This window comes from Pseudomonas fluorescens (assembly GCF_001648775.1).
Lineage (GTDB): Bacteria > Pseudomonadota > Gammaproteobacteria > Pseudomonadales > Pseudomonadaceae > Aquipseudomonas > Aquipseudomonas fluorescens_M.
This window is the reverse complement of sequence record NZ_LVEJ01000001.1, coordinates 181,456-205,887: the sequence shown is the minus strand read 5'-3', so window position 1 is coordinate 205,887 and position 24,432 is coordinate 181,456. Positions and strand designations below refer to the sequence as shown.

Annotated in this window: 23 protein-coding genes; 11 read left to right on the top strand and 12 right to left on the bottom strand. The window is 60.7% G+C overall.

Translation table 11 applies throughout. The features are described 5' to 3' along the window. The first annotated feature begins 43 nt into the window (after window positions 1–43). The 3 genes from A8O26_RS00980 (at window position 44) to rhtB (ending at window position 3,317) form a co-directional block, all read left to right on the top strand. The gene (locus A8O26_RS00980; protein ID WP_064116381.1) at window positions 44–1,954 is read left to right on the top strand and encodes an ATP-binding cassette domain-containing protein; all 1,911 of its coding nucleotides are present in this window, start codon (window positions 44–46) and stop codon (window positions 1,952–1,954) included. After that, window positions 1,954–2,535, top strand: a complete 582-nt coding sequence (locus A8O26_RS00975) for a mechanosensitive ion channel family protein (protein ID WP_064116380.1) — start codon at window positions 1,954–1,956, stop codon at window positions 2,533–2,535. Before A8O26_RS00980 ends, A8O26_RS00975 begins: the two co-directional genes overlap by 1 nt. A gap of 149 nt (window positions 2,536–2,684) precedes the next feature. Then, entirely contained in the window at window positions 2,685–3,317 is a 633-nt protein-coding gene (rhtB, locus tag A8O26_RS00970; RefSeq protein ID WP_007911125.1) for a homoserine/homoserine lactone efflux protein, read from the top strand. A gap of 125 nt (window positions 3,318–3,442) precedes the next feature. Here rhtB and A8O26_RS00965 read toward each other — a convergent pair whose 3' ends face one another. From A8O26_RS00965 to A8O26_RS00945, 5 genes are all read right to left on the bottom strand, one after another. After that, window positions 3,443–4,186, bottom strand: coding sequence for a hypothetical protein (locus tag A8O26_RS00965; RefSeq protein ID WP_064116379.1), 744 nt, complete (start codon window positions 4,184–4,186; stop codon window positions 3,443–3,445). A 3-nt stretch (window positions 4,187–4,189) separates the two neighbouring features. Next, a complete protein-coding gene (lpoB, locus tag A8O26_RS00960; RefSeq protein ID WP_016772610.1) occupies window positions 4,190–4,777 on the bottom strand; it encodes a penicillin-binding protein activator LpoB in 588 nt (195 codons plus the stop codon). A gap of 36 nt (window positions 4,778–4,813) precedes the next feature. After that, on the bottom strand, window positions 4,814–5,188 hold the full coding sequence (locus A8O26_RS00955) for a YcfL family protein (RefSeq protein ID WP_064116378.1): 375 nt from the start codon (window positions 5,186–5,188) through the stop codon (window positions 4,814–4,816). Between the two features lie 15 nt (window positions 5,189–5,203). Further along, window positions 5,204–6,598, bottom strand: coding sequence for a COG3014 family protein (locus A8O26_RS00950; protein ID WP_064116377.1), 1,395 nt, complete (start codon window positions 6,596–6,598; stop codon window positions 5,204–5,206). Between the two features lie 207 nt (window positions 6,599–6,805). After that, window positions 6,806–8,206, bottom strand: a complete 1,401-nt coding sequence (locus A8O26_RS00945; protein WP_064116376.1) for a COG3014 family protein — start codon at window positions 8,204–8,206, stop codon at window positions 6,806–6,808. Window positions 8,207–8,333: 127 nt separating this feature from the next. On the opposite strand from A8O26_RS00945, the gene A8O26_RS00940 reads away from it, so the two are divergent. From A8O26_RS00940 to A8O26_RS00930, 3 genes are all read left to right on the top strand, one after another. Beyond that, complete coding sequence (locus A8O26_RS00940) at window positions 8,334–9,233, top strand: LysR family transcriptional regulator (protein WP_064116375.1); 900 nt, start codon at window positions 8,334–8,336, stop codon at window positions 9,231–9,233. Between the two features lie 85 nt (window positions 9,234–9,318). Next, on the top strand, window positions 9,319–11,214 hold the full coding sequence (locus A8O26_RS00935) for an FTR1 family protein (RefSeq protein ID WP_064116374.1): 1,896 nt from the start codon (window positions 9,319–9,321) through the stop codon (window positions 11,212–11,214). Window positions 11,215–11,319: 105 nt separating this feature from the next. Then, window positions 11,320–11,775 (top strand): YaiI/YqxD family protein, encoded by a 456-nt coding sequence (locus A8O26_RS00930; protein WP_064116373.1) that lies wholly within the window; start codon window positions 11,320–11,322, stop codon window positions 11,773–11,775. A 130-nt stretch (window positions 11,776–11,905) separates the two neighbouring features. Here A8O26_RS00930 and elbB read toward each other — a convergent pair whose 3' ends face one another. After that, a complete protein-coding gene (gene elbB / locus A8O26_RS00925) occupies window positions 11,906–12,574 on the bottom strand; it encodes an isoprenoid biosynthesis glyoxalase ElbB (protein ID WP_064116372.1) in 669 nt (222 codons plus the stop codon). 116 nt (window positions 12,575–12,690) lie between these two features. Here elbB and A8O26_RS00920 point away from each other — a divergent pair, with 116 nt between their 5' ends. Beyond that, complete coding sequence (locus A8O26_RS00920) at window positions 12,691–13,926, top strand: sterol desaturase family protein (protein WP_064116371.1); 1,236 nt, start codon at window positions 12,691–12,693, stop codon at window positions 13,924–13,926. On the opposite strand, the gene A8O26_RS00915 is transcribed toward A8O26_RS00920, so the two are convergent. Beyond that, window positions 13,907–14,563 (bottom strand): DedA family protein, encoded by a 657-nt coding sequence (locus A8O26_RS00915; RefSeq protein WP_064116370.1) that lies wholly within the window; start codon window positions 14,561–14,563, stop codon window positions 13,907–13,909. The genes A8O26_RS00920 and A8O26_RS00915 overlap by 20 nt on opposite strands. A 207-nt stretch (window positions 14,564–14,770) precedes the next feature. On the opposite strand from A8O26_RS00915, the gene hemB reads away from it, so the two are divergent. Next, window positions 14,771–15,784: a porphobilinogen synthase gene (hemB, locus tag A8O26_RS00910; RefSeq protein WP_064116369.1), complete on the top strand. Its 1,014-nt coding sequence runs from the start codon at window positions 14,771–14,773 to the stop codon at window positions 15,782–15,784. 18 nt (window positions 15,785–15,802) lie between these two features. Further along, the gene (gene ppk1, locus A8O26_RS00905) at window positions 15,803–18,028 is read left to right on the top strand and encodes a polyphosphate kinase 1 (RefSeq protein ID WP_064116368.1); all 2,226 of its coding nucleotides are present in this window, start codon (window positions 15,803–15,805) and stop codon (window positions 18,026–18,028) included. A gap of 243 nt (window positions 18,029–18,271) precedes the next feature. Here ppk1 and ppx read toward each other — a convergent pair whose 3' ends face one another. From ppx to A8O26_RS00880, 5 genes are all read right to left on the bottom strand, one after another. Next, window positions 18,272–19,774: an exopolyphosphatase gene (ppx, locus tag A8O26_RS00900; protein ID WP_064116367.1), complete on the bottom strand. Its 1,503-nt coding sequence runs from the start codon at window positions 19,772–19,774 to the stop codon at window positions 18,272–18,274. 208 nt (window positions 19,775–19,982) lie between these two features. Next, window positions 19,983–20,720: an amino acid ABC transporter ATP-binding protein gene (locus A8O26_RS00895; protein WP_064116366.1), complete on the bottom strand. Its 738-nt coding sequence runs from the start codon at window positions 20,718–20,720 to the stop codon at window positions 19,983–19,985. Next, complete coding sequence (locus tag A8O26_RS00890) at window positions 20,707–21,357, bottom strand: amino acid ABC transporter permease (RefSeq protein ID WP_064116365.1); 651 nt, start codon at window positions 21,355–21,357, stop codon at window positions 20,707–20,709. The genes A8O26_RS00895 and A8O26_RS00890 overlap by 14 nt, the downstream gene beginning before the upstream one ends. Beyond that, window positions 21,354–22,022 carry an amino acid ABC transporter permease gene (locus tag A8O26_RS00885; protein WP_064116364.1) on the bottom strand — a complete coding sequence of 223 codons (669 nt, stop codon included), beginning with the start codon at window positions 22,020–22,022 and terminating at the stop codon, window positions 21,354–21,356. Before A8O26_RS00885 ends, A8O26_RS00890 begins: the two co-directional genes overlap by 4 nt. A gap of 21 nt (window positions 22,023–22,043) precedes the next feature. Then, complete coding sequence (locus A8O26_RS00880) at window positions 22,044–22,829, bottom strand: transporter substrate-binding domain-containing protein (protein ID WP_064116363.1); 786 nt, start codon at window positions 22,827–22,829, stop codon at window positions 22,044–22,046. Between the two features lie 256 nt (window positions 22,830–23,085). Here A8O26_RS00880 and A8O26_RS00875 point away from each other — a divergent pair, with 256 nt between their 5' ends. After that, window positions 23,086–23,793 carry a FadR/GntR family transcriptional regulator gene (locus tag A8O26_RS00875; RefSeq protein WP_064116362.1) on the top strand — a complete coding sequence of 236 codons (708 nt, stop codon included), beginning with the start codon at window positions 23,086–23,088 and terminating at the stop codon, window positions 23,791–23,793. 120 nt (window positions 23,794–23,913) lie between these two features. Then, the gene (gene trxA, locus A8O26_RS00870; protein ID WP_003206727.1) at window positions 23,914–24,243 is read left to right on the top strand and encodes a thioredoxin TrxA; all 330 of its coding nucleotides are present in this window, start codon (window positions 23,914–23,916) and stop codon (window positions 24,241–24,243) included. The last annotated feature ends 189 nt before the right edge of the window (window positions 24,244–24,432 follow it).

The following is a 24,432-nucleotide window of genomic DNA, read 5'->3' as shown; positions in this document are numbered from 1 at the left end:
CTCGCGCCAGTTGTGAGCGAAGCTGGTAGACTCCGCCGCCATTATGATCCGACTTCAGAACCTGACTTTACAGCGTGGCCCGCAACGTCTGCTAGAAGACGCCGAGCTGACCCTGCACGCCGGCCACAAAGCCGGCCTCATCGGTGCCAACGGCGCCGGCAAATCGAGCCTGTTCGCCTTGATCCGAGGTGAGCTGCACCCGGATTCGGGTGATTGCTTCCTGCCGGCTGACTGGCGCATCGCCCACATGCGCCAGGAAATCGAGACGCTTGAGCGTCTTGCCGTCGACTATGTGCTCGATGGCGACCTGCGTCTACGCGAGGTGCAACGTGACCTCGCCGCCGCCGAAGCGGCGCACGACGGTGCCGCTCAGGCCCGTCTGCATTCCGAACTCGACAGCGCCGACGGTTACACGGCTGACGCGCGAGCGCGCAAGTTGCTCGCCGGTCTCGGCTTCACTAACGAGCAGATGGATCGCCAGGTCGGCGATTTCTCCGGTGGCTGGCGGATGCGCCTGAACCTGGCGCAAGCGTTGATGTGTCCGTCGGACCTGTTGTTGCTCGACGAACCGACCAACCACTTGGACCTCGACGCGATCATCTGGCTCGAAGAGTGGTTGAAAAGCTACCCGGGCACCTTGCTGCTGATTTCCCACGACCGCGATTTCCTCGATGAAGTCGTCGATCACGTCGCGCATGTCGATCAGCGCAAGATCACTTTGTATCGCGGTGGCTACAGCGCGTTCGAACGTGCCCGTGCCGAGCGTCTGGCCCAGCAACAGCAGGCCTACGAGAAGCAGCAGGCGCAACGTGCGCACATGGAAAGCTACATCGCCCGCTTCAAGGCGCAAGCGACCAAGGCCCGTCAGGCGCAGAGCCGGATCAAGGCGCTGGAGCGCATGGAAGAGCTGTCGGCGGCCCACGTCGATTCGCCGTTCGATTTCGTCTTCCGCGAGTCGACGAAGATCTCCAGCCCGCTGATCGACCTGTCCGACGCAAACCTCGGTTACGGCGACAAAACCATCCTCGAGAAGGTCAAGCTGCAACTGACTCCGGGTGCGCGGATCGGCCTGCTCGGCCCGAACGGCGCCGGTAAGTCGACGCTGATCAAGAACCTCGCCGGCGAGCTGTCACCGATCGCCGGGCGCCTGACCCGTGGCGAGAACACTGTGGTCGGTTACTTCGCTCAGCATCAGCTCGACTCGCTCGACTCCAAGGCCAGCCCGTTGCTGCACATGCAGCGTCTGGCGCCGAGCGAGCGCGAGCAGACCCTGCGCGACTTCCTCGGCGGCTTCGACTTCCGTGGCGCGCGCATCGATGAGCCGGTGCTGAATTTCTCCGGTGGTGAAAAGGCGCGTCTGGCCTTGGCGTTGATCGCCTGGGAACGCCCGAACCTGCTGCTGCTCGACGAACCGACCAACCACCTTGACCTGGAAATGCGCCTGGCGCTGACCATGGCGCTGCAGGAATTCAGCGGCGCGGTGTTGGTGGTGTCTCACGATCGGCACTTGCTCAAGAGCACCACCGATAACTTCTACCTGGTCGCGGACGGCAAGGTCGAAGAGTTCGATGGCGACCTTGAAGACTATGCGCGCTGGCTAGTGGAATACCGCCAGCGCAACGCGCCGGTCAGCAACACCCCGGTCAACCCGGACAAGACCGACAAGAAGGCTCAGCGTCAGGCGGCGGCTGCTTTGCGTCAGCAACTGGCCCCGCACAAGCGTGAGGCCGACAAGCTTGAAGCCGAACTGGGCAAGCTGCACGAGAAGCTCGCCAAGGTCGATGCCAGCCTCGGTGACAGCGACATCTACGAGCCAGCGCGCAAGAATGAATTGCGTGATCTGCTCGCCGAACAGGCCAAGCTGAAGGTTCGTGAAGGCGAGCTGGAAGAGGCGTGGATGGAAGCCCTCGAGGTGCTGGAAAGCATGCAGGCGGAGCTGGAGGCGCTGTCCTGATGGAAGCGTTCAAGCTGCCGCTGCCGGCGGAGTGGATCGAGCCGATCTGGTTTGCGGTGCAGATTCTGCTGATCTTGCTGGCCGGCTACCTTACCCAACGTTTCGTTGCCAAAGGCCTGACCCGGTTGGGCGAGCGCTATCCGTTTCCGCCGCAATTGCTGATGCCGCTGCGTGGCGTGTTGCGCTGGCTGATCATGGGCAGTGCGCTGATCTTTGTTCTGGAACGCCTTGGTGTCTCGGCCACGGTGCTGTGGACGGCGCTGTCGGGTTTCGTCGCCGTGGCGGCGGTGGCGTTCTTTGCGATGTGGAGCGTGCTGTCGAATTTGCTCTGCGCGATTCTGATCTTCACGGTAGGGCCGTTTCGCCTGGGCGATATCGTTGAGTTGGTCGACACCACCGACAAGCCCGGCGTCAAAGGCCGGGTGGTGGCGATCAATCTGCTTTACACCACGTTGATCGAGGCGGAAGAGTTGGGGACTGGCAGCGCGATGGTGCAGGTGCCGAACAGCTTGTTCTTCCAGCGTTCGGTGCGGCGTTGGCGTGGGACCGATGTATTCCCTTCGAGCGGGTTCGAGAAGTAATTTCTGCGGTGTCTGTTCTGACGCCTTCGCGAGCCTGCTCGCGAAGTGGCCCTCAGCAACGCCAGCAACATTCAGCAAAAAATCGGTAGTCATCCATTCAAACCCGCATTAGCTTAGGCATTTGTCACGAGCATGAGTCGAGGTGTGCGATGGAGCTTCAAACATGGCTGGCGTTTTTTGCCGCCTGCTGGGTGATCAGTCTGTCCCCGGGTGCTGGCGCCATTGCGTCGATGTCCAGCGGTCTGCAATACGGTTTCTGGCGCGGTTACTGGAACGCCCTCGGCCTGCAAATCGGTCTGGCCGTGCAGATTGCGATTGTCGGCGCCGGCGTTGGCGCAATCCTGACGGCTTCGGCGACTGCCTTCCACGCGATCAAATGGTTCGGCGTGGCTTACCTCGTGTATCTGGCGATCAAGCAATGGCGCGCGCTGCCAATGGATATGAGCGATGACGCGGCAGTGCGGCCGATTGGCAAGCCGCTGGCGCTGGTGTTCCGTGGCTTTCTGGTGAACATCAGCAACCCCAAGGCGCTGGTGTTCATGCTCGCGGTGCTGCCGCAGTTCATCAATCCGCATGCGCCGCTGCTGATTCAGTATCTGGTGATTGGTGTGACGATGATCTGCGTCGACCTGATCGTCATGGCGGGCTACACCGGTCTGGCGTCGAAGGTGCTGCGTCTGTTGCGCACACCGCAGCAGCAGAAGCGCATGAACCGCACGTTTGCCGGGTTGTTCATCGGTGCGGCGGCGTTTATGGCCACGCTGCGCAAAGCGGCGGCGTAAACTTCACAGACACAAAAAAGGCGACCTCAAGAGGTCGCCTTTTTTATTGTCGCCGAGACATCGGAATGACACTCAACTGTGGCGAGGGAGCAAGCTCCCTCGCCACAAAGGCCCTCAGTCCCAACTTAGCGCAAGATCACCGGCGCGGTATCACGCGGCAAGTTGTTGCGTTGCGGCGCTTCGCGCGGCTGCTCGTAACCGCCACCACCGAGCTGCATGCTCAGTTGCCCGGCCACGTCCTCGCCCAAGGCCTTTGACACGTCACGCACCACCCGTGGGCGGTTCAGCGAGATCTTGATGTCGCGGTGGTTCACCAGTTTGGTGTCCTGCGCTTCGCCCATCGCCGTGAAGGCCGAGGTGATCTCGAAGGTCTTGGTGTTGATCAGGCTGAAGTCCGCCACCAATGTCAGGCCCAGCACCGCCGAATAGCTGTCGGTATTTGCCAGCTCGTTGATGTCCTGGGTGAAGTCGATGTCCGACACGGTGCCGAACAACACATAGTCGGCGCCTTTGAAGTTGCCGGCCTTGATCCGCTTGATCACATCGTAGATGTCACCCTTGGACGAGGCGGTGTACGGCGTACCCTGCACCAACTGGAACATGCCGGTACGCAGAATTTCACCCTTGATGTCGCCGGTGAATTTACGCAGTTCGGTCTGCTCGATGTAGCTGGTGTTGGCCTCGAACTCGTTGTAGTTCGACGAGCCGCTGGAACTGTAGTAACCCTCGCGGTAGTTGCTCTGCGCCGAAACGATGTGGATGTATTGCTCCACACGTTCCTGGTACGCCAGATCCGTTACCGCGACTTTCGGGGCCGCTTGCACGCTGAACGCGCAAGCCAGGGCCATCATGCCAATCCATGCGCGCATTGATTAACGCTCCGTGGTTTTGCGGATCTCTTTTTCGTCCATCCACTCGGCCAGACCGCTTTCAACGTCGATCAGTTGCAGGCTGAATTTGTAGAAGACGTCCTTGTAGTCGCTGCTGCGCTTGACGATCGAGCTGATCGAACCTTCGATGCGGTACTTGGCGGCAACCATGTTGCCAGTCTTGGCCACGGTGCTTTTCTTGTACAGACCGCTCTGGTTTTGCAGCTTGAGCTGGTCAACCTGGCTCTGCATGGCGTTGTTGTCACTGGCGAAACGGGCCACGCCGGTTTTCATCAGCTGAGTCTTGATGCTGGTGGTGATTTCGCGGGTATCGATGTACTCGCTGGTCTTGTTCTTCACGTCGTAGACCTGAACCACCGGACGACCCTGCAGAATGCCGGACTGGGCCAGCGAGCGGGTCATCGACTCGGCGATCATTTGCAGGTCGGTCGAACCGAATTCGTTGGTCACGGTTTCAACCGCTTTGGTGTCGCCGTAGCTGATGTTCTTGCTGCCCAGGGTCGGCGAAGTGTTGGCGCAACCGGAGGCCAGCAGGGCGATGACGGCGATGCAGGAAAAGCGTGCAAACATGGGAGTGCTCTCTAAAACAGGAATAGGGTGGCGGGCTTACGGCGTCTTGAGTTCCAGACGGAAGTCCACGGCTTTCGGGGTCGGGGCGATGCCCTGAATGAAGCTGGTCTGGGCGCCATACATCATTTGGCTTTTCCAGACTTCTTCTTCGGCGATCGGGAAACCTTCCGCGCCGAGCCAGGCGAAGCGGTAGTAGAACGTCTTGTTGCTGTTGAGGGTGTTGCTCAACTGCACATTGACGGTCATGAAACCGTTTTCGCGAGCGACGCGCATGGCGCCGACGACGATGTGTTTCTGCGGACCCATGGCCACGACTTTGCTCGCGGCGCTGCCCGGCTCCGGTGGTGGCGGGGTGGCGCAGCCGCTGGCCAACAAGGCGAGGGCGGCGACGGCGAGGATTTTGAAGCGCATGCAAAGACTCCGTTCTTAAGGTTGTTTGAGGCTGGCGACGTTGGTCGCGCTGGCGCTCGGGATGACGTGTGCGGCCAGGCCACCGGCGAACACCTGGTTGCCGACGGCGCGCAGGCTGATCACTTGATAACGCTGATCGACGGTGACCTTGACCACCGAACCGCCTACAGCGCTCGGCAGGGTAACCTGATGCTCACCCTTTTTCAGGCGCAGACGCACCACTTGGGTGTTGTCCGGCAAGGTGCGCCACGTACGGGTATCGGCACCTTCGAGCACAGCTGAAGAGATACCCACGGCAAGACCGGCCAGCGGGTTGGTTTCGTTGATCTTCTTCTGCGCCACACCTTTGGTGATCGCCCGCACGGTGGTGCGCACGATGATCCCCGGCATGTCGTCACGCAGGGCGCGGCGGGACATGGCGGTGGTGCTGTTCAGCGCGGTCAGGTCGACCTGTTGACCGTCGACGCCGATCTGCGCAAACGTCGCGGTGGAAGTGTCCGGCTTGATGATCGGGAACGACAGCGGGGTGATCACCACATTGTTGGAGATCGGCAATGGCAGTGGCACGCGGATCGAGTCACGCGAAGGCGCCAGACCGCTTTGCACGACAATGAGAATGTCGCTGTCGTCGGACTTGCTCGGCTTGTCGAGGTTGACCAGCGCCTGCTCCAGCAACGGCGTGTTCGGACGCAGTTCGGCCGCCTTGCGGTAGCCCGGTGCAGCCAGGCCTTTCTCGCCCAGGGCTTCGTAGACGAAACCGGACAGGTAATGGCTGAAAGCACTCTGGTAGCTGTTCTTCAGACCGACCACTTCCGGTGCGTCGAGGCTGGCGACCGGATAACCCTGCAGGTCTTTGTACTGAGTCTTGATGCCTTCTTTTTCGGCCTCTTCTTCGCTCTTGAGGTATTCCTTGTCACGCAACTCGGCGATCACCGCTTCGCGCTCGTGGGTCTTCTTGATCGCGGTACGCGCGCCGTCGAAGTCATTGACCGCCAGCAGGTTCAGGGCCATCTGCGTGGTCAGCATGACTTTTTCGTAGTCGTAGCCTTCGTAGCGACGCACCTTGTCGTTGACGATGAAGCTGCCGAACTGAGCCAGGTATTTGCCGGTGTCGAGCTTGACCGAGTCTTCCCATTGACCAACCACTTGATCGGCGCTGGTCCAGGCATTCTGGCTGCCGGACAGGTCGCCCTTGGCGCGCAGCAATTCACCCTTCTCGAAGTAATAGAGCAGGTCTTTGTCGGGGCCGGTGTTGTTCTTTTCCAGCAGGGTCAGGGCGGCGTCGACGTTGCCGGTGGCCAGTTGCTGGTTGGTCTGTGCCAATTCCGAGTCGTAGTTGCGAAACGCCGAACAGCCGGACAGCAGAGTGACGGCGCTGAGCGCGATCAGAGTGGGAGCGCGGAATGCCATGGGGGTACTTCTTCCCTGGAGTAAAACAGCCGCGAATGCTGGTCGGGCTGGTGTGACCCATCGACAGTGGCGCTGGCCTCCTGCCAATTCCTCATAACCAGAGGAGCTTTAATGCCCGATCGCAATAACGAGGGCGGCGCATTATAAGCGGGTGGTGGTGGCTATGTAATAGCTTTTTAATTGCACTGGTTAGTTAGGTGCCATTACTTATTTCAAGCCGGATACCACGCTTTTTCCCGGCGCCCCGTTTGGCTGAAATGCGCTGCCATGGGCAAACACACGATCACCCAAGGCATGCAAGCCTATAACCTGGCGGTTCTGGTCGATGCGAACTTTCAATGGAGCAGCGCTGGGGGCATTCGGCAGGCTGATCAGGTGGTCACCTTTTTTCAGGCGCAGACGCACCACTTGGGTGAGGTTGGGCAAGGTGCGCCAGGTACGTGTGTCGGCCTGTTCGAAACCGTCCCAGTGGGTGACGTACGAGGCTTTGCTTGGGTCGCGTCGATTGTCCGTGGCTTGAACATCGGCCGCCAGAAAGGCCCGATAGGTCGTGCGCTGGATAATGCCGGGCATGTCGTCACGCAGGGTACGCAAGGACATGTCAGTGATGCTGTTGACGGCGATCAGCTTTTTTTGACGACCGTCGATGCTCAGTTGATTGAATGCTGGGGTCGACGTGTCAGGCACCATAACCGGAAACGAAACATTGGCGACGATGACTTGCCCGTCCGCGAGCTTCACCGGGTAGGGCACGCGCACGGAGCTGCGGGCCGGCGCCAGGCCGCTCTGCACGATGATCAGCACATCGCTTTCGTCTGCCTTCAGTCCAGGGCTGTCGAGGTCACGCAAGGCCTGCTGGAAAAACGCCATGTCCGGGCGTAACTCGATCGCCTGGCGATAGCCGGGCGCTGCCAGATCTTTTTCGCCGAGCGCTTCGTAGGTGAAGCCCGCGAGGTAGTGACTGAACGCGCTCTGATAACCGTTTTTCAAGGCAATGACGGCGGGTGAATCGAGCATGACCACCGGGTAGCCTTGCAGGTCCTTGTAATGAACGCGGGCGCCGTTGGCCTTGGCCGCCTCTTCAACCCGCTCGTATTCCAGCTCGCGTTGTCGGGCGATCAGCGCTTCGCGCTCGTGGGTTTTCTTGATGTCGGCACGGGCACCGTCAAAATCATTCATGGCCAACTGATTGAGGGCCATTTGTGTGGTCAGCATGACTTTTTCGTAATCGTAGCCATCGTAGCGGCGCAGCTTGTCATTGATGATGCTGCCCCATTGATTGCCCATGGCGGCGAGCAATTTATCGCCGGTGGTTTCGATGGTGTCCTGGCGCTGTATGACCATCTGCTCGGCACTGCGCCAAGCGACCTGGCTCTGCGGCAACTCACCGCCAGCGCTCAGTACCGCGCCTTTCTCGAAGTAATAGAGCAAATCCTTCTCTTCACCCGGGTTATGCGCTTCGATCAGGGCGAGTGAACCATCGACATTGCCCGCTTTGAGTTGTTGTGTGGTCTGTTGCAGTTCCAGGTCGTAATCGCGGTAAGCGGCGCAACCGCTGAGTTGCACAAGCGCAGCAATCAGAAGGCACGGCAGCAGACAGTGGCGCATAGCGGGTTCTTCCTTGAACGGAGAAGGCGAAATGATGGCGCATTATACGGGCGGTTTGCAGATGCCGGTGCACCCTGGATTACGCTAGGCTTGCGCGCTCACCGATCAATTGGGTTGCGGTATCTCGATGAATCAACTGCTGGCCATGCGTGCGTTTCGTTGCATCGTCGAGTGTCACGGTTTCACGGCCGCCGCCGAACGACTCGATACTACGCACTCGACCATTTCCCGGCAGTTGCAGCAACTGGAAGCCGAACTCGGCACGCGGCTGATCAATCGCAACACCCGGCGCTTCAGCCTGACCACGGCGGGGCAGCAGTATTACGCCGCCTGCGTGGACATCCTCGATCGCCTCGATCAGGCCGCTGCAGCGGTCGGTCAGGCCCATGAGAAACCCACTGGTGTCTTGCGCATCAGTGCGCCGATGGTGATCGGTACGCTGGAGCTGGCGAACTGGCTGCCGACGTTCCAGCAGCGTTATCCCGAGATTGAAGTCGAACTGTGCTGCGATGACCGTTTTGTCGATCTGATCGCCGAAGGCTTCGACGTGGCGTTGCGCATTTGCGGGCCGCTTGCAGATTCGTCATTGGTGGCGCGCTTGCTCACGGTTTCCGACCTGTTGCTGGTGGCATCGCCGGCCTATGTGGCGCGGCATGGCCTGGTGCGACAGGTGCGGGAACTGGCCGACCAGCAACTGCTGGCGTTTGCCGGCGGCAGCGACTGGTCGCTGACCGATGCCCGTGGCCAGACCACGCCGGTACGGGTGCAGGGCCGGTTCAAGGCGGATTCGATCAGTTCGCTGCACGCCGCTGCGCTGGCGGGTGTCGGTATTGCTGCGTTCACGCGGGCCACGGTGCAGGACGACTTGTTGAGTGGCCGGTTGGTGCAGATTCTGCCGAACTGCACGCTGGGCCAGCGACACTATTACGCGCTGTACCCGCATGCGCGCCATGTCGCGCTGAAGGTCAAAGTGTTCGTCGAGTTTATGGCCGAGCACTATCGCAACTTGACCTCACCGTTGCGCTAAACGCTGGGAAATGCCGACAAAGCTTGAGGGAAACGCCGCTGGAGTGAACAATATGTAACTCCGTATTTCCCCTTGAGACTCCTTCATGACTGCCTCGTCCCGTTTCCTGGCCTGGCTGGTGTTCCCGTTGTGTGCCCTGAGCAGTTTCAATCTGCTGGCCGATAGCGTGGAAGGCGCGCCGCAAGCGCTGCACCTGCTCGATTACATCAGCGCGGATTATCCGCCTACGGTCGAGGCGGGAAACGTCGTCGATGACGCCGAATACCGTGAGCAACTGGAGTTCACCCAGGCGCTGCAAGGGCTTATCGCCGGCATGCCGGCCAAGCCGGAAAAGGCTGCGCTGGAGCAGGGCGTCGAAGCCTTGCATAACGCAATCAGTGCGAAACAGGATGGCGCCGACGTGGCCCGTCAGGCGCGGCAACTGGGCGCGCAACTGGCCGTGGCGTATGAAGTCAGTCAGGCGCCGATCATTACTCCAGACCCGACGCGTGGTGCGCCGCTCTATGCGCAGAATTGCTCGGTGTGCCACGGCGCCAGCGGCGCCGGTGACGGTCCGGCGGGGCTCGGCATGAGCCCGGCACCGGCCAATCTGCGTGATGCGGCGCGGCTGGATCATCTGAGTCTGTATGCGATCTACAACACCCTCGGTCAAGGCGTCGAAGGCACCGACATGCCGGCGTTCGCCGATCAGCTCGATGATCGGCAGCGCTGGGATCTGGCGACTTACATCGCCGGATTCAGTGCCGATGCGACGGCTGCGAAATCCGAGAAGACCTACAACATCGCCGATCTGGCCCGCCAGACCCCGGCCGAAGTGCAGGCTGCCGAAGGCGCGCAAGCCGCAGCGACCTTCCGTGCGCAACGTGCGCAGCCGCCGCAGGTCAAGCGTGGCCCGGCGCAGTTGCTCGACTACACCGCAGCGACGCTGGACAAGAGCCTTGCCGCGTACCGCGCCGGTGAACACGATCAGGCTTACGACCTGTCGGTTGCGGCCTATCTGGAAGGCTTCGAACTGGTCGAGAGCTCGCTGGACAACGTCGACGCCAACGTGCGCAAAGACACCGAAAAATCGCTGATGGCGTATCGGCAATCATTGCAGGACGGCTTGCCGGTCGAGCAGGCCGAGCAGCGTCTGGACGCCGCCAAGGCCAAGTTGAAAGAGTCTGCTGGCCTGCTGGGCAGTGACGGTTTGAGCTGGTCGCTGAGCTACATCTCCGGTCTGCTGATTTTGCTGCGCGAAGGTCTGGAAGCGATTCTGGTCCTGGCGGCGATCCTCGCCTTCTTGCGCAATACCGGCCAGCAATCGGCGGTGCGCAGCGTCAACGTCGGCTGGGGCCTGGCGCTGCTGGCCGGCCTCGGCACATGGGCGCTGGCGGCGTACGTGATCGATGTCAGCGGTTCGCAGCGTGAATTGCTTGAGGGCGCAACGGCGTTGTTCGCCAGTGTCATGGTCTTGTGGCTCGGCGTGTGGATGCATGACCGTCGCCACGCTGCGGCCTGGCAGGATTACATCAAGAGCAGTCTGGTTGGCGGCGGTGGGCGTTTTGGCTTTGCGATCCTGGCGTTCTTCTCGGTCTATCGCGAGTTGTTCGAAGTGATCCTGTTTTATGAAACCCTGTGGTTACAGGCAGGTCCTGCCGGGCATGACGCGGTGCTCGCGGGTGGCGCGACGGCGCTGGTGTTGTTGGTCGGTCTGGCTTGGGTAATTCTGCGCGGCTCGGCGAAACTGCCGTTGACGTTGTTCTTCAGCATCAACGCCGCGTTGCTCTGCGCGTTGTCGGTGGTGTTTGCCGGGCATGGTGTGAAGGCGTTGCAGGAAGCCGGGATCTTCGGCACGCGGCCGGTGGCGTTCTTTGAGTTCGATTGGCTGGGGATTCACGCCGATGCCTATTCGTTGACGGCGCAGGCGGTGGCAATTCTGGCGATTGTTGTGTTGTATGGGCGCAGTTGGGTGGCGGAGAAGCGGCGGCTAGCCGCTTAACAGCATTCGCTGCGCTCACATTCGCGAGCAAGCTCGCTCCCACAGGATTTGCGCGTAACCTGTGGGAGCGAGCTTGCTCGCGAATTGTTTTTGGAGGTTAGGAAAATGCGTGTATGGATCGATGCCGATGCTTGTCCGCGGGCGGCGAAGGATCTGGTGGTGAAGTTTGCCCTCAAGCGCCAGTTCGAAGTGGTGCTGGTGGCCGGGCAGCCGCAGATCAAGCCGGGGCTGGCCATCGTCAAACTGATCGTGGTGCCGAGCGGCCCGGACGCAGCGGACGATTATCTGGTCGAGCACGCGGTGCCCGGTGAGCTGGTGATTTGCAGCGATATTCCACTGGCTGATCGTTTGGTAAAGAAGGGCGTGGCGGCGCTGGACCCGCGCGGCAAGGAGTTCGATGCACAGAACATGGGTGAGCGGTTGGCGGTGCGCAACCTGTTCACCGACTTGCGAGAACAGGGCCAGATCAGCGGCGGCCCGGCGCCGTTCGGTGATCGCGAAAAGCAGGCGTTTGCCAATGCGCTGGACCGGATCCTCACGCGCCTGACCCGCAAACCCTGAGCCCTACACAAATCCCCTGTGGGAGCGAGCTTGCTCGCGAAAGCGTCAGGTCAGGCAATACGATGTTGAATGACCGACCGCATTCGCGAGCAAGCTCGCTCCCACATTTTGTTGTGTGTGCTGCCGGGGATCAGGCGTCGTTTTCGTGGGTCAGTTCGAGGACCCGGTCGACCAGTTTGTTAATCCCCGAAGCCGCTTCGCTGATGTTCTGCGCCAGCATGTATGCCGGAGTGGTCACCAGTTTGCGTGCCTTGTCTTCGATGATATCGGTCACCGCACAGTCTTCGTGGGTGGCGCCCATCTTGTTCATTGCCGTGGCGGTGTCGGCATCGTTGCCGATGGTGCAGGTCACGCCCGGGCCGTAGATCTTCGCGGCCAAGGCCGGCGAGATGCACATCAGGCCGACGGGCTTGCCTGCTTCGGCAAATGCCTCTGCCAAAGCCAAAACTTCAGGCTGCACGCTGCAGCCAGCACCTTCGACGGCGAAGTTGGACAGGTTCTTCGCTGCACCAAAACCACCGGGCACGATCAGGGCATCGAAGTCGTCGACGTCGGCCTCGCGGATGTCCTTGATGTTGCCGCGGGCGATGCGCGCCGACTCCACCAGGACGTTGCGCGACTCGGGCATTTCTTCGCCCGTCAGGTGGTTGATCACGTGTAATTGCGCGATGTTTGGGGCGAAGCACTGCACCTGGGCGCCGCGTTGGTCGAGACGCAGCAGGGTGATCACGCTCTCATGGATCTCGGCGCCGTCGTACACGCCACTGCCGGACAGGATCACTGCAACTTTTTTGCTCATGGGTTTCTCTCCAGATTCATGGCGCTAAATGTCCACTAAATTGTCGCGCGTTGCCATAGGGTTAATCGGGCGCTGAGCCTAGGATCTGTTCCATACGTTTGCGAGCGGGGCGCGTCATGGATTTCATTCTGTATGCGGTGCCGTTTTTCCTCGTGTTGATTGCGGTTGAGCTGATCGCCGACCGCTGGCGCGGGGTGAATAACTATCGCCTCGCCGATGCGGTGAGCAGCATCAGTACCGGCGTGCTGTCGACCACCACCGGATTGCTGACCAAAGGCGTAGGGCTGTTGACCTATGCCTTTGCTTTGGAGCACCTGGCGCTGTTCAAACTGTCGGCGGACAGCGCCTGGGTCTGGGTGCTGGCCTTCGTTCTCTACGACTTCTGCTACTACTGGCTGCACCGCCTGGGCCATGAGCGCAACATCCTTTGGGCTGCGCATTCGGTGCATCACCAGAGCGAGGAGTACAACCTCTCCACCGCGTTGCGCCAGACCAGCACCGGCTTTCTGCTCGGCTGGATTTTCTACCTGCCGATGGCCATGCTCGGCGTGCCGCTGCTGGTGTTTGTCAGCGTCGCAGCGCTGAATCTGCTCTATCAATTCTGGGTGCACACCCGCCACATTCCCAAACTTGGCTGGTTCGAGTGGTTTTTCGTCACGCCATCCAATCATCGGGCTCACCATGCACAGAACGCTCTCTACATGGATCGCAACTACGGCGGTGTGTTCATTCTTTGGGATCGGCTGTTCGGCACGTTTCAGGAAGAAGATGACAACGAACCGGTGGTTTTCGGCGTGACCACGCCGCTGGCGAGCTGGAATCCGCTGTGGGCCAATCTGCAGTTTTATGCGCAGTTGTGGGATGACGCACGGCGGGCCGAGCGCCCGTGGGACAAGCTGCGAATCTGGTTCATGCGCACCGGTTGGCGCCCGGCGGACGTGGCGGCGAAGTACCCTATGAACAAACCGGATCTGGCCCGCTTCGGCAAATTCGAGGTACCGCTCGAGCGGCGTCAGCAATGCTATGTGGCGCTGCAGTTTTGCGTGTACATCGCGCTGGGCAGTTATCTGATGAACCTGGAAAGAAGCCTGCCGACGGCCGCGCTGCTGCTCGGTTGGGGCGCAGTGGCTTTTGGCTTGTTTGCGTTGGGCGTGGCCCTGGAGAATCGCCCGAGGGCGCTGAAGGTCGAGTTGCTGCGGCTGGGGTTGAATGTGCCGCTGCTATGGCTGGCGCCACTGGTCGGGCTATCGCCGGCCAACCCGGTAATGTGGGTTGGCCTGCTTGCCTACAGCCTGCTCAGTGTGGGCGGGCTGTATGTGAGTCGCCAGCGCGTTACTCGGCTGGCGTCTTAGGTTCGGCGGGGTTGGCCTGTTCGGCTTCGAGCTGTTCAGCCTTGGCCGCTTTGGCGATTTGCTCGTCCTCGTAAACCTGCTTGGCCAGCCGCGCATTCTTGAAGCGGCGACGCAGCCACAGGCCAACGCCAAGGATCAGCAGCGCGCCGAGTACCCACAGCTCGTATTTCTTGATGCTGCCGAGCATGCCCTCCAGCACCGCGCCGAAGTGGTAAGCCGCCGCCGCCAGCGCCGTAGCCCAGATTGCCGCGCCAATGCCGTTGAGCAGCAAATAGCGTCCCGGCGGATACCCCGACAGACCGATCGCCACCGGCATCACCGTGCGCAGACCGTAAACGAAACGGAAGCTCAGCACCCAAATGTCCGGATGTTTGCGAATGTGCTCCAGCGCGCGGTCGCCCATCATCTGCCAGCGCGGTTTGCGCGCCAGCAACTTGCGCCCGTGCTTGCGGCCGAGGAAGTACCACAGCTGATCGCCGGCATAGCTGCCGAAGAACGCCACGACCACCACCAGATTGATGTCCATGTATCCACGGAACGCGAGGAAGCCCGCGAGCACCAGAATGGTTTCGCCTTCGAAGAACGTGCCGAGGAACAAGGCAAAGTAGCCAAAGTCATGCAGAAATTGTTGGAGCATTGTCTGGGTGCTGGCGAAATGAACGCGCAGCCTAACCCTTCGGACACATTCATGAAAGTGTCCAAATGTGTCTCGACGTGAACAATTCCTACACTGAGAATGGAATGCGGCTACGTGACACAGGTCTCACACAACTGTCATCTGTTGGTCATAATGGCCGTCTATAACTGTCACGCTCGCCCGTTTGCGCGGGCTCAGGAGTCCGCCGTGAGCTTTACCCCCGCCAACCGTCTGTTCCCAGCCACACGCCTGCGCCGCAATCGCCGTGATGATTTTTCGCGCCGGCTGGTGCGGGAAAATGTGCTGACGGTCGATGACCTGATCCTGCCGGTATTCGTGCTCGACGGTGAAAACCGCCGCGAAGCCGTGGCGTCGATGCCCGGGGTAGAACGGCTGACGATCGATTTGCTGCTCGAAGAAGCGGCCAAGTGGGTCGAACTGGGGATTCCGGCGCTGGCGCTGTTCCCGGTCACTCCTCCCGAACTGAAATCTCTCGACGCCGCGCAAGCCTGGAACCCCGAAGGCATTGCCCAGCGCGCCACCCGTGCGCTGCGTGAGCGTTTCCCGGAACTTGGCGTGATCACTGACGTGGCGCTCGACCCGTTCACCACCCACGGTCAGGACGGCATTCTCGACGAAGAAGGCTACGTACAGAACGACATCACCGTCGACGCACTGGTCCGCCAAGCCTTGTCCCATGCCGAAGCTGGCGCTCAGGTCGTCGCGCCGTCGGACATGATGGACGGTCGCATTCAGGCGATCCGCGAAGCGCTGGAAATCGCCGGCCACGTCAACGTGCGGATCATGGCCTACTCGGCCAAGTACGCCAGCGCCTACTACGGCCCGTTCCGCGATGCGGTGGGTTCAGCGTCGAACCTCGGCAAGGCCAACAAGGCCTCCTATCAGATGGATCCGGCCAACAGTGACGAAGCGCTGCACGAAGTCGGTGCGGACTTGTCTGAAGGCGCGGACATGGTCATGGTCAAACCGGGCATGCCCTACCTGGACATTCTTTTCAGGGTAAAAGATGCCTTCAAAGTGCCGACCTTCGTCTATCAGGTTAGCGGCGAATACGCCATGCACATGGCGGCGATCCAGAATGGCTGGTTGAGCGAGGCGGTGATTGTCGAATCACTGACCGCCTTTAAACGTGCCGGCGCTGATGGCATCCTGACTTACTTTGCTGTCCGCGCCGCTCAATTGTTACGAGAGCAGAAATAGCCCTCCCAGGAACATTCAATGAATACCGAAGGACTCACGGAAGTTGCAGTAAAAGAAGCTCAGCCGGTGGTCGAGCAAATCACCGAGACCCCGCCGGAACTGGAGCCTGCGCCACCCGCGCCGGCGGCCGAACCTGCGGCGGCGGTGCCGGCGATTGCCATTCCCGGTCTGGATGACAGCAGCCTGTACATCCACCGCGAGCTCTCGCAACTGCAATTCAACATCCGCGTGCTCGAACAGGCGCTGGACGAGTCCTATCCGTTACTGGAACGCCTGAAGTTCCTGCTGATCTTTTCCAGCAACCTCGACGAATTCTTTGAAATCCGCGTCGCCGGCCTGAAGAAGCAAATCACCTTCGCCCGTGAACAGGCGGGTGCCGACGGTCTGCAACCGCATCAAGCACTGGCGCGGATCAGCGAGCTGGTCCACGGCCATGTTGATCGTCAGTACGCGATCCTCAACGACATTCTGTTGCCGGAGCTGGAAAAGCATCAGGTGCGCTTCATCCGTCGCCGCAACTGGACGGTCAAGCTCAAGACCTGGGTGCGCCGCTACTTCCGCGACGAGATCGCGCCGATCATCACCCCGATCGGCCTCGACCCGACGCACCCGTTCCCGTTGCTGGTGAACAAGAGCCTGAACTTCATCGTCGAGCTGGAAGGCATCGACGCCTTCGGTCGCGACTCCGGTCTGGCGATCATCCCGGCGCCGCGCTTGCTGCCACGGATCATCAAGGTGCCGGAAGAAGTCGGCGGCGCTGGCGACAACTATGTGTTCCTGTCGTCGATGATCCACGCCCACGCCGATGACCTGTTCCAGGGCATGAAGGTAAAAGGCTGCTATCAGTTCCGTCTGACCCGAAACGCTGACCTCGCGCTCGACTCCGAAGACGTTGAAGACTTGGCTCGCGCACTGCGTGGTGAGTTGTTCTCGCGTCGTTACGGTGATGCGGTGCGTCTGGAAGTCGCCGACACTTGCCCGAAACACCTCTCGGATTACCTGCTCAAGCAGTTCAACCTGAGCGAGAGCGAGCTGTACCAGGTCAACGGCCCGGTCAACTTGACGCGGCTGTTCAGCATCACCGGTCTGGACAGCCACCCGGAGCTGCAATACACGCCGTTCACCCCGCAGATCCCGAAACTGCTGCAGAACAGCGAAAACATCTTCAGCGTGGTCAGCAAGCAGGACATCCTGCTGCTGCACCCGTTCGAGTCGTTCACCCCGGTGGTCGACCTGCTGCGTCAGGCGGCGAAAGACCCGCACGTTCTGGCCGTACGCCAGACCCTGTACCGTTCCGGCGCCAACTCCGAAATCGTCGATGCGCTGGTGGATGCCGCGCGTAACGGTAAGGAAGTCACGGCGGTCATCGAGCTGCGTGCGCGGTTTGACGAAGAGTCCAACCTGCAACTGGCCAGCCGTCTGCAAGCGGCCGGTGCGGTGGTGATCTACGGCGTGGTCGGCTTCAAGACCCACGCCAAGATGATGCTGATCCTGCGTCGTGAAGCCGGCGAAATCGTCCGCTACGCGCACCTCGGCACCGGTAACTACCACGCCGGCAACGCCAAGCTGTACACCGACTACAGCCTGCTGACTTCCGACGACGCCTTGTGCGAAGACGTCGGCAAACTGTTCAGCCAGTTGATCGGCATGGGTAAAACCCTGCGCATGAAGAAGTTGCTGCATGCGCCGTTTACCCTGAAAAAGGGCATGCTCGACATGATCACCCGCGAGACGCAATTTGCGCTCGACGGCAAACCGGCGCACATCATCGCCAAGTTCAACTCGCTGACCGATCCGAAGATCATCCGCGCGCTGTACAAGGCCAGCCAGTCTGGCGTGCGCATCGATCTGGTGGTGCGCGGCATGTGCTGCCTGCGTCCGGGCATCGCCGGGGTTTCGCACAACATCCATGTGCGCTCGATCATCGGGCGCTTCCTTGAGCACACGCGGGTGTTCTACTTCCTCAACGGCGGCGACGAGCAGATGTTCCTCTCCAGCGCCGACTGGATGGAGCGCAACCTCGACAAGCGCGTCGAGACTTGCTTCCCGGTCGAAGGCAAAAAGCTGCTGACCCGGGTGAAGAAAGAGCTGGAGCTGTACCTGACTGATAACACTCATAGCTGGAGCTTGCAGTCGGATGGCCGATACATTCGCAACACGCCGACCGGCAACCAGAACCCGAGGAGTGCGCAGGCGACGTTGCTGGAACGGTTGGGTAGCCCCATCCTTCCGGTAAGCAGCTAAGAGCCCCTCACCCTAACCCTCTCCCAGAGGGAGAGGGGACTGACCGAGGTGGATGTCAGGGTTACGCCGACTTGCAATACCGAGTCGAACTCAGGATTTGAAAAGCCCACAAATCAGCTCCCTCTCCCTCGGGAGAGGGCTGGGGTGAGGGGCATCGATCTCACGCGCACCACTAAATCCCAGCCGAACACTAAATAAAAAAGGCGATCCAGAAGGATCGCCTTTTTTATGTCCAATCGAGACTCAGTGAACGTTAAGTACAATCCCCACCCGCGTCAGCCAATCCGCCTCAAGCCCGAAATCCGCCTGAGTCAGCTGATTCTCATCCAGCCAGTTCTCCGGGAATTCCACATCCAGGGTATTGCCCTTGGCGTGCAACACCACCTGCGGCATCGTCTGGGTGCCACGAATGTGGTGGAACAGGATCGCAAAGCGCAGCAGCACGCACAGGCGAATCAGCTTGTCACCGTCGTCGCCGAAGTCGGCAAACTTGTCTTTGGGAATGTTGCGGCGGTGGCCACGCACCAATAGCGCGAGCATCTGTTGGTCTTCACGGGAGAAGCCCGCGAGGTCCGAGTGCTCGATCAGGTAGGCGCCGTGTTTGTGGTAGTGATAGTGAGCGATATCGAGGCCGACTTCGTGCACTTTCGCCGCCCAGCCAAGGAGTTCGCGCCAGATGCCGTCATCCAGCTCCCAGTCCACCGCAACTTGATCGAACGCGTGCAAGGCTTTGCGTTCGACCCGTGCCGCCTGCTCGAGGTCGACGTGGTAACGCTCCATCAGCGAGGTCAGGGTGCGCTCGCGCACGTCTTCGTGATGATGACGTCCGAGCAGGTCGTAGAGCACGCCTTCACGCAGGGCGCCGTCGCAGTGATCCATGCGTTGCAGTTCGAGGGCGTCGAAAATCGCTTCGAGAATCGCCAGACCCGCCGGGAAGATTGTCCGGCGATCCGGCTTGATGCCTTCGAAATCGATCTTGTCGACGTCGCCGAGCTTGAACAGGCGACGCTTGAGCCAGGCCAGACCTTCGGCATTCACCTCACCGGTGCCATGACCACCAGCCTTCAGGGCCAAGCCGATGGCGCGGATGGTGCCCGAGGAGCCGATGGCTTCATCCCAGGTCAGGCGGTGCAGGGCGTGTTCGATGCTCATGATCTCCAGCCGCGCCGCCGTGTACGCCTGGGCGTAGCGGGCCGGGGTGATCTTGCCATCCTTGAAGTAGCGCTGGGTGAAGCTGACGCAACCCATCTGCAGACTTTCGCGCAGCAGCGGCTCGAAACGCTGACCGATGATGAACTCGGTACTGCCGCCGCCGATGTCGGCGACCAGACGTTTGCCCGGGGTGTCGGCGAGGGTGTGCGACACGCCCAGATAAATCAGCCGCGCTTCTTCGCGGCCGGAGATGACTTCCACCGGATGACCGAGGATTTCTTCGGCGCGGTGGATGAATTCGAGGCGGTTGCGCGCTTCACGCAAGGCGTTGGTGCCAACGATACGCACGGCGCCCAGCGGCATACCGTTGATCAGTTGGGCAAAACGCTTGAGACAATCGAGGCCGCGTTGCATCGATTCTTCGTTGAGCTTGCGCTCATCGTCGATGCCGGCAGCCAGCTGAACTTTCTCGCCGAGGCGCTCGAGAATGCGGATTTCGCCGTTCTGGGCCTTGGCCACGACCATGTGAAAGCTGTTGGAGCCCAGGTCGATTGCGGCGATCAGGGACAGATTCTTGGCTTGGGATTGCGGCATGGTCAGGGGGTCTCGGTCGATAACCTCGACATCGTGCCACGATCAAACGCTGGCGCCAACGCGCATGGTTCAAACCGTTGATTCAGCGCAGAAAAGCTTGAGACCGCGGCGCGGCCATTCGCGAGCAGGCTCGCTCCCACAGGTGACCGCATTCCAATGTGGGAGCGAGCTTGCTCGCGAAGAGGTCATCACTGCCTCAGAAGATCTTTCAGGCTGTCGCTTCTACTGTGCCAATAAAGTTCGCCAGCTCCGCCGTCTGCGGATGGGCAAACAACACCTTCGGATCCCCCACTTCATGCACCTTGCCATGGTGCATGAACACCAATTTATCCCCGACCTCGCGGGCAAAGCGCATTTCGTGGGTGACCATGATCAGCGTCATGCCTTCCCTGGCCAATTGCCGCACCACGCTGAGCACTTCGTTGACCAGTTCCGGGTCGAGCGCCGAGGTGATCTCATCGCACAGCAATACCTTCGGCGACATCGCCAATGCCCGGGCAATCGCCACGCGCTGTTGCTGGCCGCCGGACAATCGATCAGGGAAGGCGTCGAATTTTTCCCCCAGACCGACCCGCTCCAACATCTGCCGCGCCAGTTCCGCAGCCTTGGCTTTCGGCACTTTCTGCACCACTTGCGGCGCGAGCATGACGTTTTCGCCCACCGTCAGGTGCGGGAACAGATTGAACTGCTGAAAGACCATGCCGACCTTCTGCCGCAAGCTGCGCAGATCAGCGCGGGCGGCGTCGAGGTATTCGCCGTCGACTTCGATCACGCCGTCATTGATCGACTCCAGACCATTAAGCGTGCGCAGCAGGGTGGATTTGCCCGAGCCGCTGCGGCCGATGATCGCCACCACCTGGCCTTCCTCGACGCTGAGGTCGATGCCTTTGAGCACGTGGTGATCGCCGTAGTATTTATGCAGGGCGGAAATTCTAAGCAGAGGCATGCAGTCTCCTTTCCAGATAGCGCGCACTGAGGGACAAGGGGTAGCAGAGCAGGAAGTAGCCGAGGGCGACGAGGCCGTAGACCATGAACGGTTCAAATGTGGCGTTGGCGAGCATGCCGCCGGTCTTGGTCAGCTCGGTGAAACCGATGATCGAGGTCACGGCGGTGCCTTTGACCACTTGCACCGAGAAACCCACGGTCGGCGCCACGGCAATGCGCAGCGCTTGCGGCAGGATCACGTAGCGCAGTTGCTCCAAAGGATTGAGCGCCAGACTCGCCGACGCTTCCCACTGGCCATGCGCGATCGACTCGACGCAACCGCGCCAGATCTCCGCCAGATAAGCACTGGTGAACAAGGTCAAGGCAATCGCTGCGGCCATCCACGGTGAGATTTCGATCCCGGCCAAGGCTACGCCGAAGAACACCAGAAACAGCTGCATCAACAGTGGCGTGCCTTGAAACAGCTCGATCCAAGTGCGCGCAATGCTGCTCGACAGCGTGTTTTTCGAGATGCGCATGATCAGGATCAGCAGCCCGACGAGGCCGCCGCCTATAAACGCCACCAGCGACAACGCGAGCGTCCATTGCAGGCCGACGAGCAGGTTGCGCAGGATGTCCCAGAAGGTGAAATCGCTCATGCGCGGCTCCTGCTGATGTAGCGCCGGCCGATCCAGTTGAGCAGTTGGCGAATCAGCAGCGCCATGCACAGGTAGATCAGCGTGGTCAGCGCGTAGGTTTCAAAGGCGCGGAAGTTGCGCGACTGAATGAAGTTGGCAGCGAAGCTCAGCTCTTCGGTAGCGATCTGCGAACACACCGCCGAGCCGAGCATGACGATGATGATCTGGCTGCTCAGCGCCGGCCAGACCTTGCCCAGCGCCGGCAGCAGGACCACGTGGCGGAACGCCTCGAAGCGCGTCATCGCCAGCGCTGCTGCGGCTTCCAGTTGCCCGCGCTGAATCGCCTGAATGCCCGCGCGGATAATTTCCGTCGAATAGGCGCCAAGGTTGATCACCATCGCCAGCACCGCCGCCTGCCACTCGGAAATCTGCACGCCCAGCGACGGCAGGCCGAAGAAGATGAAAAACAACTGCACCAGAAACGGCGTGTTGCGGATCAACTCGACGTAGACGCCGAAGATTGCCGAGAACGGGCGGATGTTCCACGCCCGCACCAGCGCGCCGACAATCCCGACGCCAACCCCGAGCAGTGCGCCAATGGCCGTCAGCTCAAGGGTGAACAGCGCCCCGCGCAGCAGCAGGTCGGTGTTTTCCACCACCGGCATGAAATCGAACTGATAAGCCATGAAAGTCTCCCGCGCAGCCGATCAGAGATCGGCCGGCAGCGGCTCTTTCAGCCAGGTCTGCGAATTCTTTTCCAGTGCGCCGTCAGCCTTGGCGGTGGTCAGGATGTCGTTGACCTTGGCCAGCAGCGCCGCTTCGTTCTTGTTCACGCCAACGTAGACCGGCGAGTCCTTGAGCTTCACTTTCAGCGCCGGCACGCGTTTCGGGTTCTTCTCGCTGATCGCGACCATCACCACGTTGCCGCTGGCGATCAGGTCGACCTGCCCGGCGAGGTAAGCGGCGATGGTCGAGTTGTTGTCTTCGAAACGTTTGATGGTCACGCCTTCGGGGGCGACCTTGGTCAGTTCGATGTCTTCGATGGCGCCACGGGTGACGCTGATGGTCTTGCCCTTGAGGTCGTCGAGGCTGGCGATCGCAGCGTCTGGCGGGCCGAACACGGCGAGGTAGAACGGTGCGTAGGCGCGGGAGAAGTCGATGACCTTTTCACGCTCGGCGTTTTTGCCGAGGCTGGAAATCACCAGATCGACCTTGCCGGTGGTGAGGAACGGGATGCGGTTGGTGCTGTTGACCGGGGTCAGTTCGAGTTTGACCTTGAGCTGGTCGGCCAGCAGTTTCGCCGTGTCGATGTCCAGACCGCGCGGTTTCATGTCCGGGCCGACCGAGCCGAACGGCGGGAAGTCCTGGGGCACGGCGACTTTCAGCGTGCCGCGTTTGACCACGTCTTCGAGACCGTCGGCGTGAGCCGGGAGCTGGCTGAGCAACAGGCTGGAAAACAGAGCGGCGAGGAGGGCGCTGTAACGCTTGGTCATGAACAATCTCCGGATCGGCGAGAAGTGATTTCTGCGTTCGGACAGAGCACGGGCCGTGCCAATACACGGCTTTCGTCGCGGCAGGCCGCGGTTTCAGCGGGTTTGCTCGGTCTTACTGGTCTGAACAGTCAGGTTGTTTTTCGCACCGCTATCGCGCATCGCTCCGCAGCACCGAACCCCGCTGGGGCACGACTTGCCGGACTCGGCGAATAGCTTTACAACTAGCCGCACATTGGCCTGGCGCGTCCGAAAAACCATGAATTCGATTTCCCGTGCGGTACCCGAAGTGGCGCTGCAAGCGATCCGCAAACTGATCACCGAGCAGGGTTTCGGCGCGGGTGATGCCTTGCCTTCGCAGCGCGATCTGGCGCTGCAACTGGGCGTCAGCCGGGCGTCGTTGCGTGAGGCGCTGTCATCACTGAGCGCGCTGGGTGTGGTCAGCATTCAGCCGGGCAAGGGCGTATTCGTGCAGTCGCCAGTGGAATTGTCGCGTGGCGACAGCGCGCCGGGCTGGTCGTTCGCGGCGCAGGCGTCGCCGCTGGATATCTTTCAATTGCGCTATGCGCTCGAAGGGTTTGCAGCAGGGTTGGCGGCGGTGACGTTGAGCACGTTCGATCTGGATGCGCTGGAAGACAACGTGGCGGCCATGCGCGAGCAATTGAAGGTCGGCGACTTTGAGGCGGCGGCGAAACTCGACTTCGAATTCCACCGCCGCATCCTGCTGGCCAGCGGCAATCAGGCGATGCTGAGCATCCTCACGGCCAGTGCCGAAATGTTTCTCGAGAGCCAGAAACTGCCGTTCATCCGCGCCGAACGCGCCATGGAAACCTGGCAGGAACACCGCAAGATTCTGCGCGCCCTCGCACGCCGGGCGTCCGGCGCTGCGCAAAAAGCCATGCAGGAACACGTGCGCAACGCTGCACTGCGCACCGGAATTTCCTTCATCGCCCCCGCCACGGCGTGACTTGAGCTATACCCAAACTCATCGAGTGCCATAGCAAGACTCAATCAACTGCGGCTTCCTGAACAGGGGAAGGGCGGCTATGATGGGCCACGTTTTTTTGCTTACAACCTGGAGAATTCCATGAGCAGCGATCTTATCAAACACGTTAGCGACGCTAGCTTCGAAGCCGACGTACTCAAGGCCGAAGGCGCTGTCCTGGTCGATTACTGGGCTGAATGGTGCGGTCCTTGCAAAATGATCGCTCCGGTTCTGGACGAGATTGCCGAGACGTACAAAGGCAAGCTGACCGTTGCCAAGCTGAACATCGACGAGAACCAGGAAACCCCGGCCAAGCATGGCGTGCGTGGTATCCCGACGTTGATGCTGTTCAAGAACGGCAACGTTGAAGCGACCAAAGTCGGCGCCCTGTCGAAGTCGCAGCTGGCTGCTTTCCTCGACGCCAACATCTAAGCGTCGCTGTAAAGTGCCTGAAAAAAAGCCCCGCAATTAGCGGGGCTTTTTGCGTATTCAGGGCTAGACGCTCCGAAACTCAGGTGGTACATTCGGCCCCGCACTGGTTTCTCCATTGCCCCCTGCTAGCCGTCGCCGACGCACTCCTTTTCGAATTAGTTCGCGATCCTGTCGCCTTCTCTGCGGCGC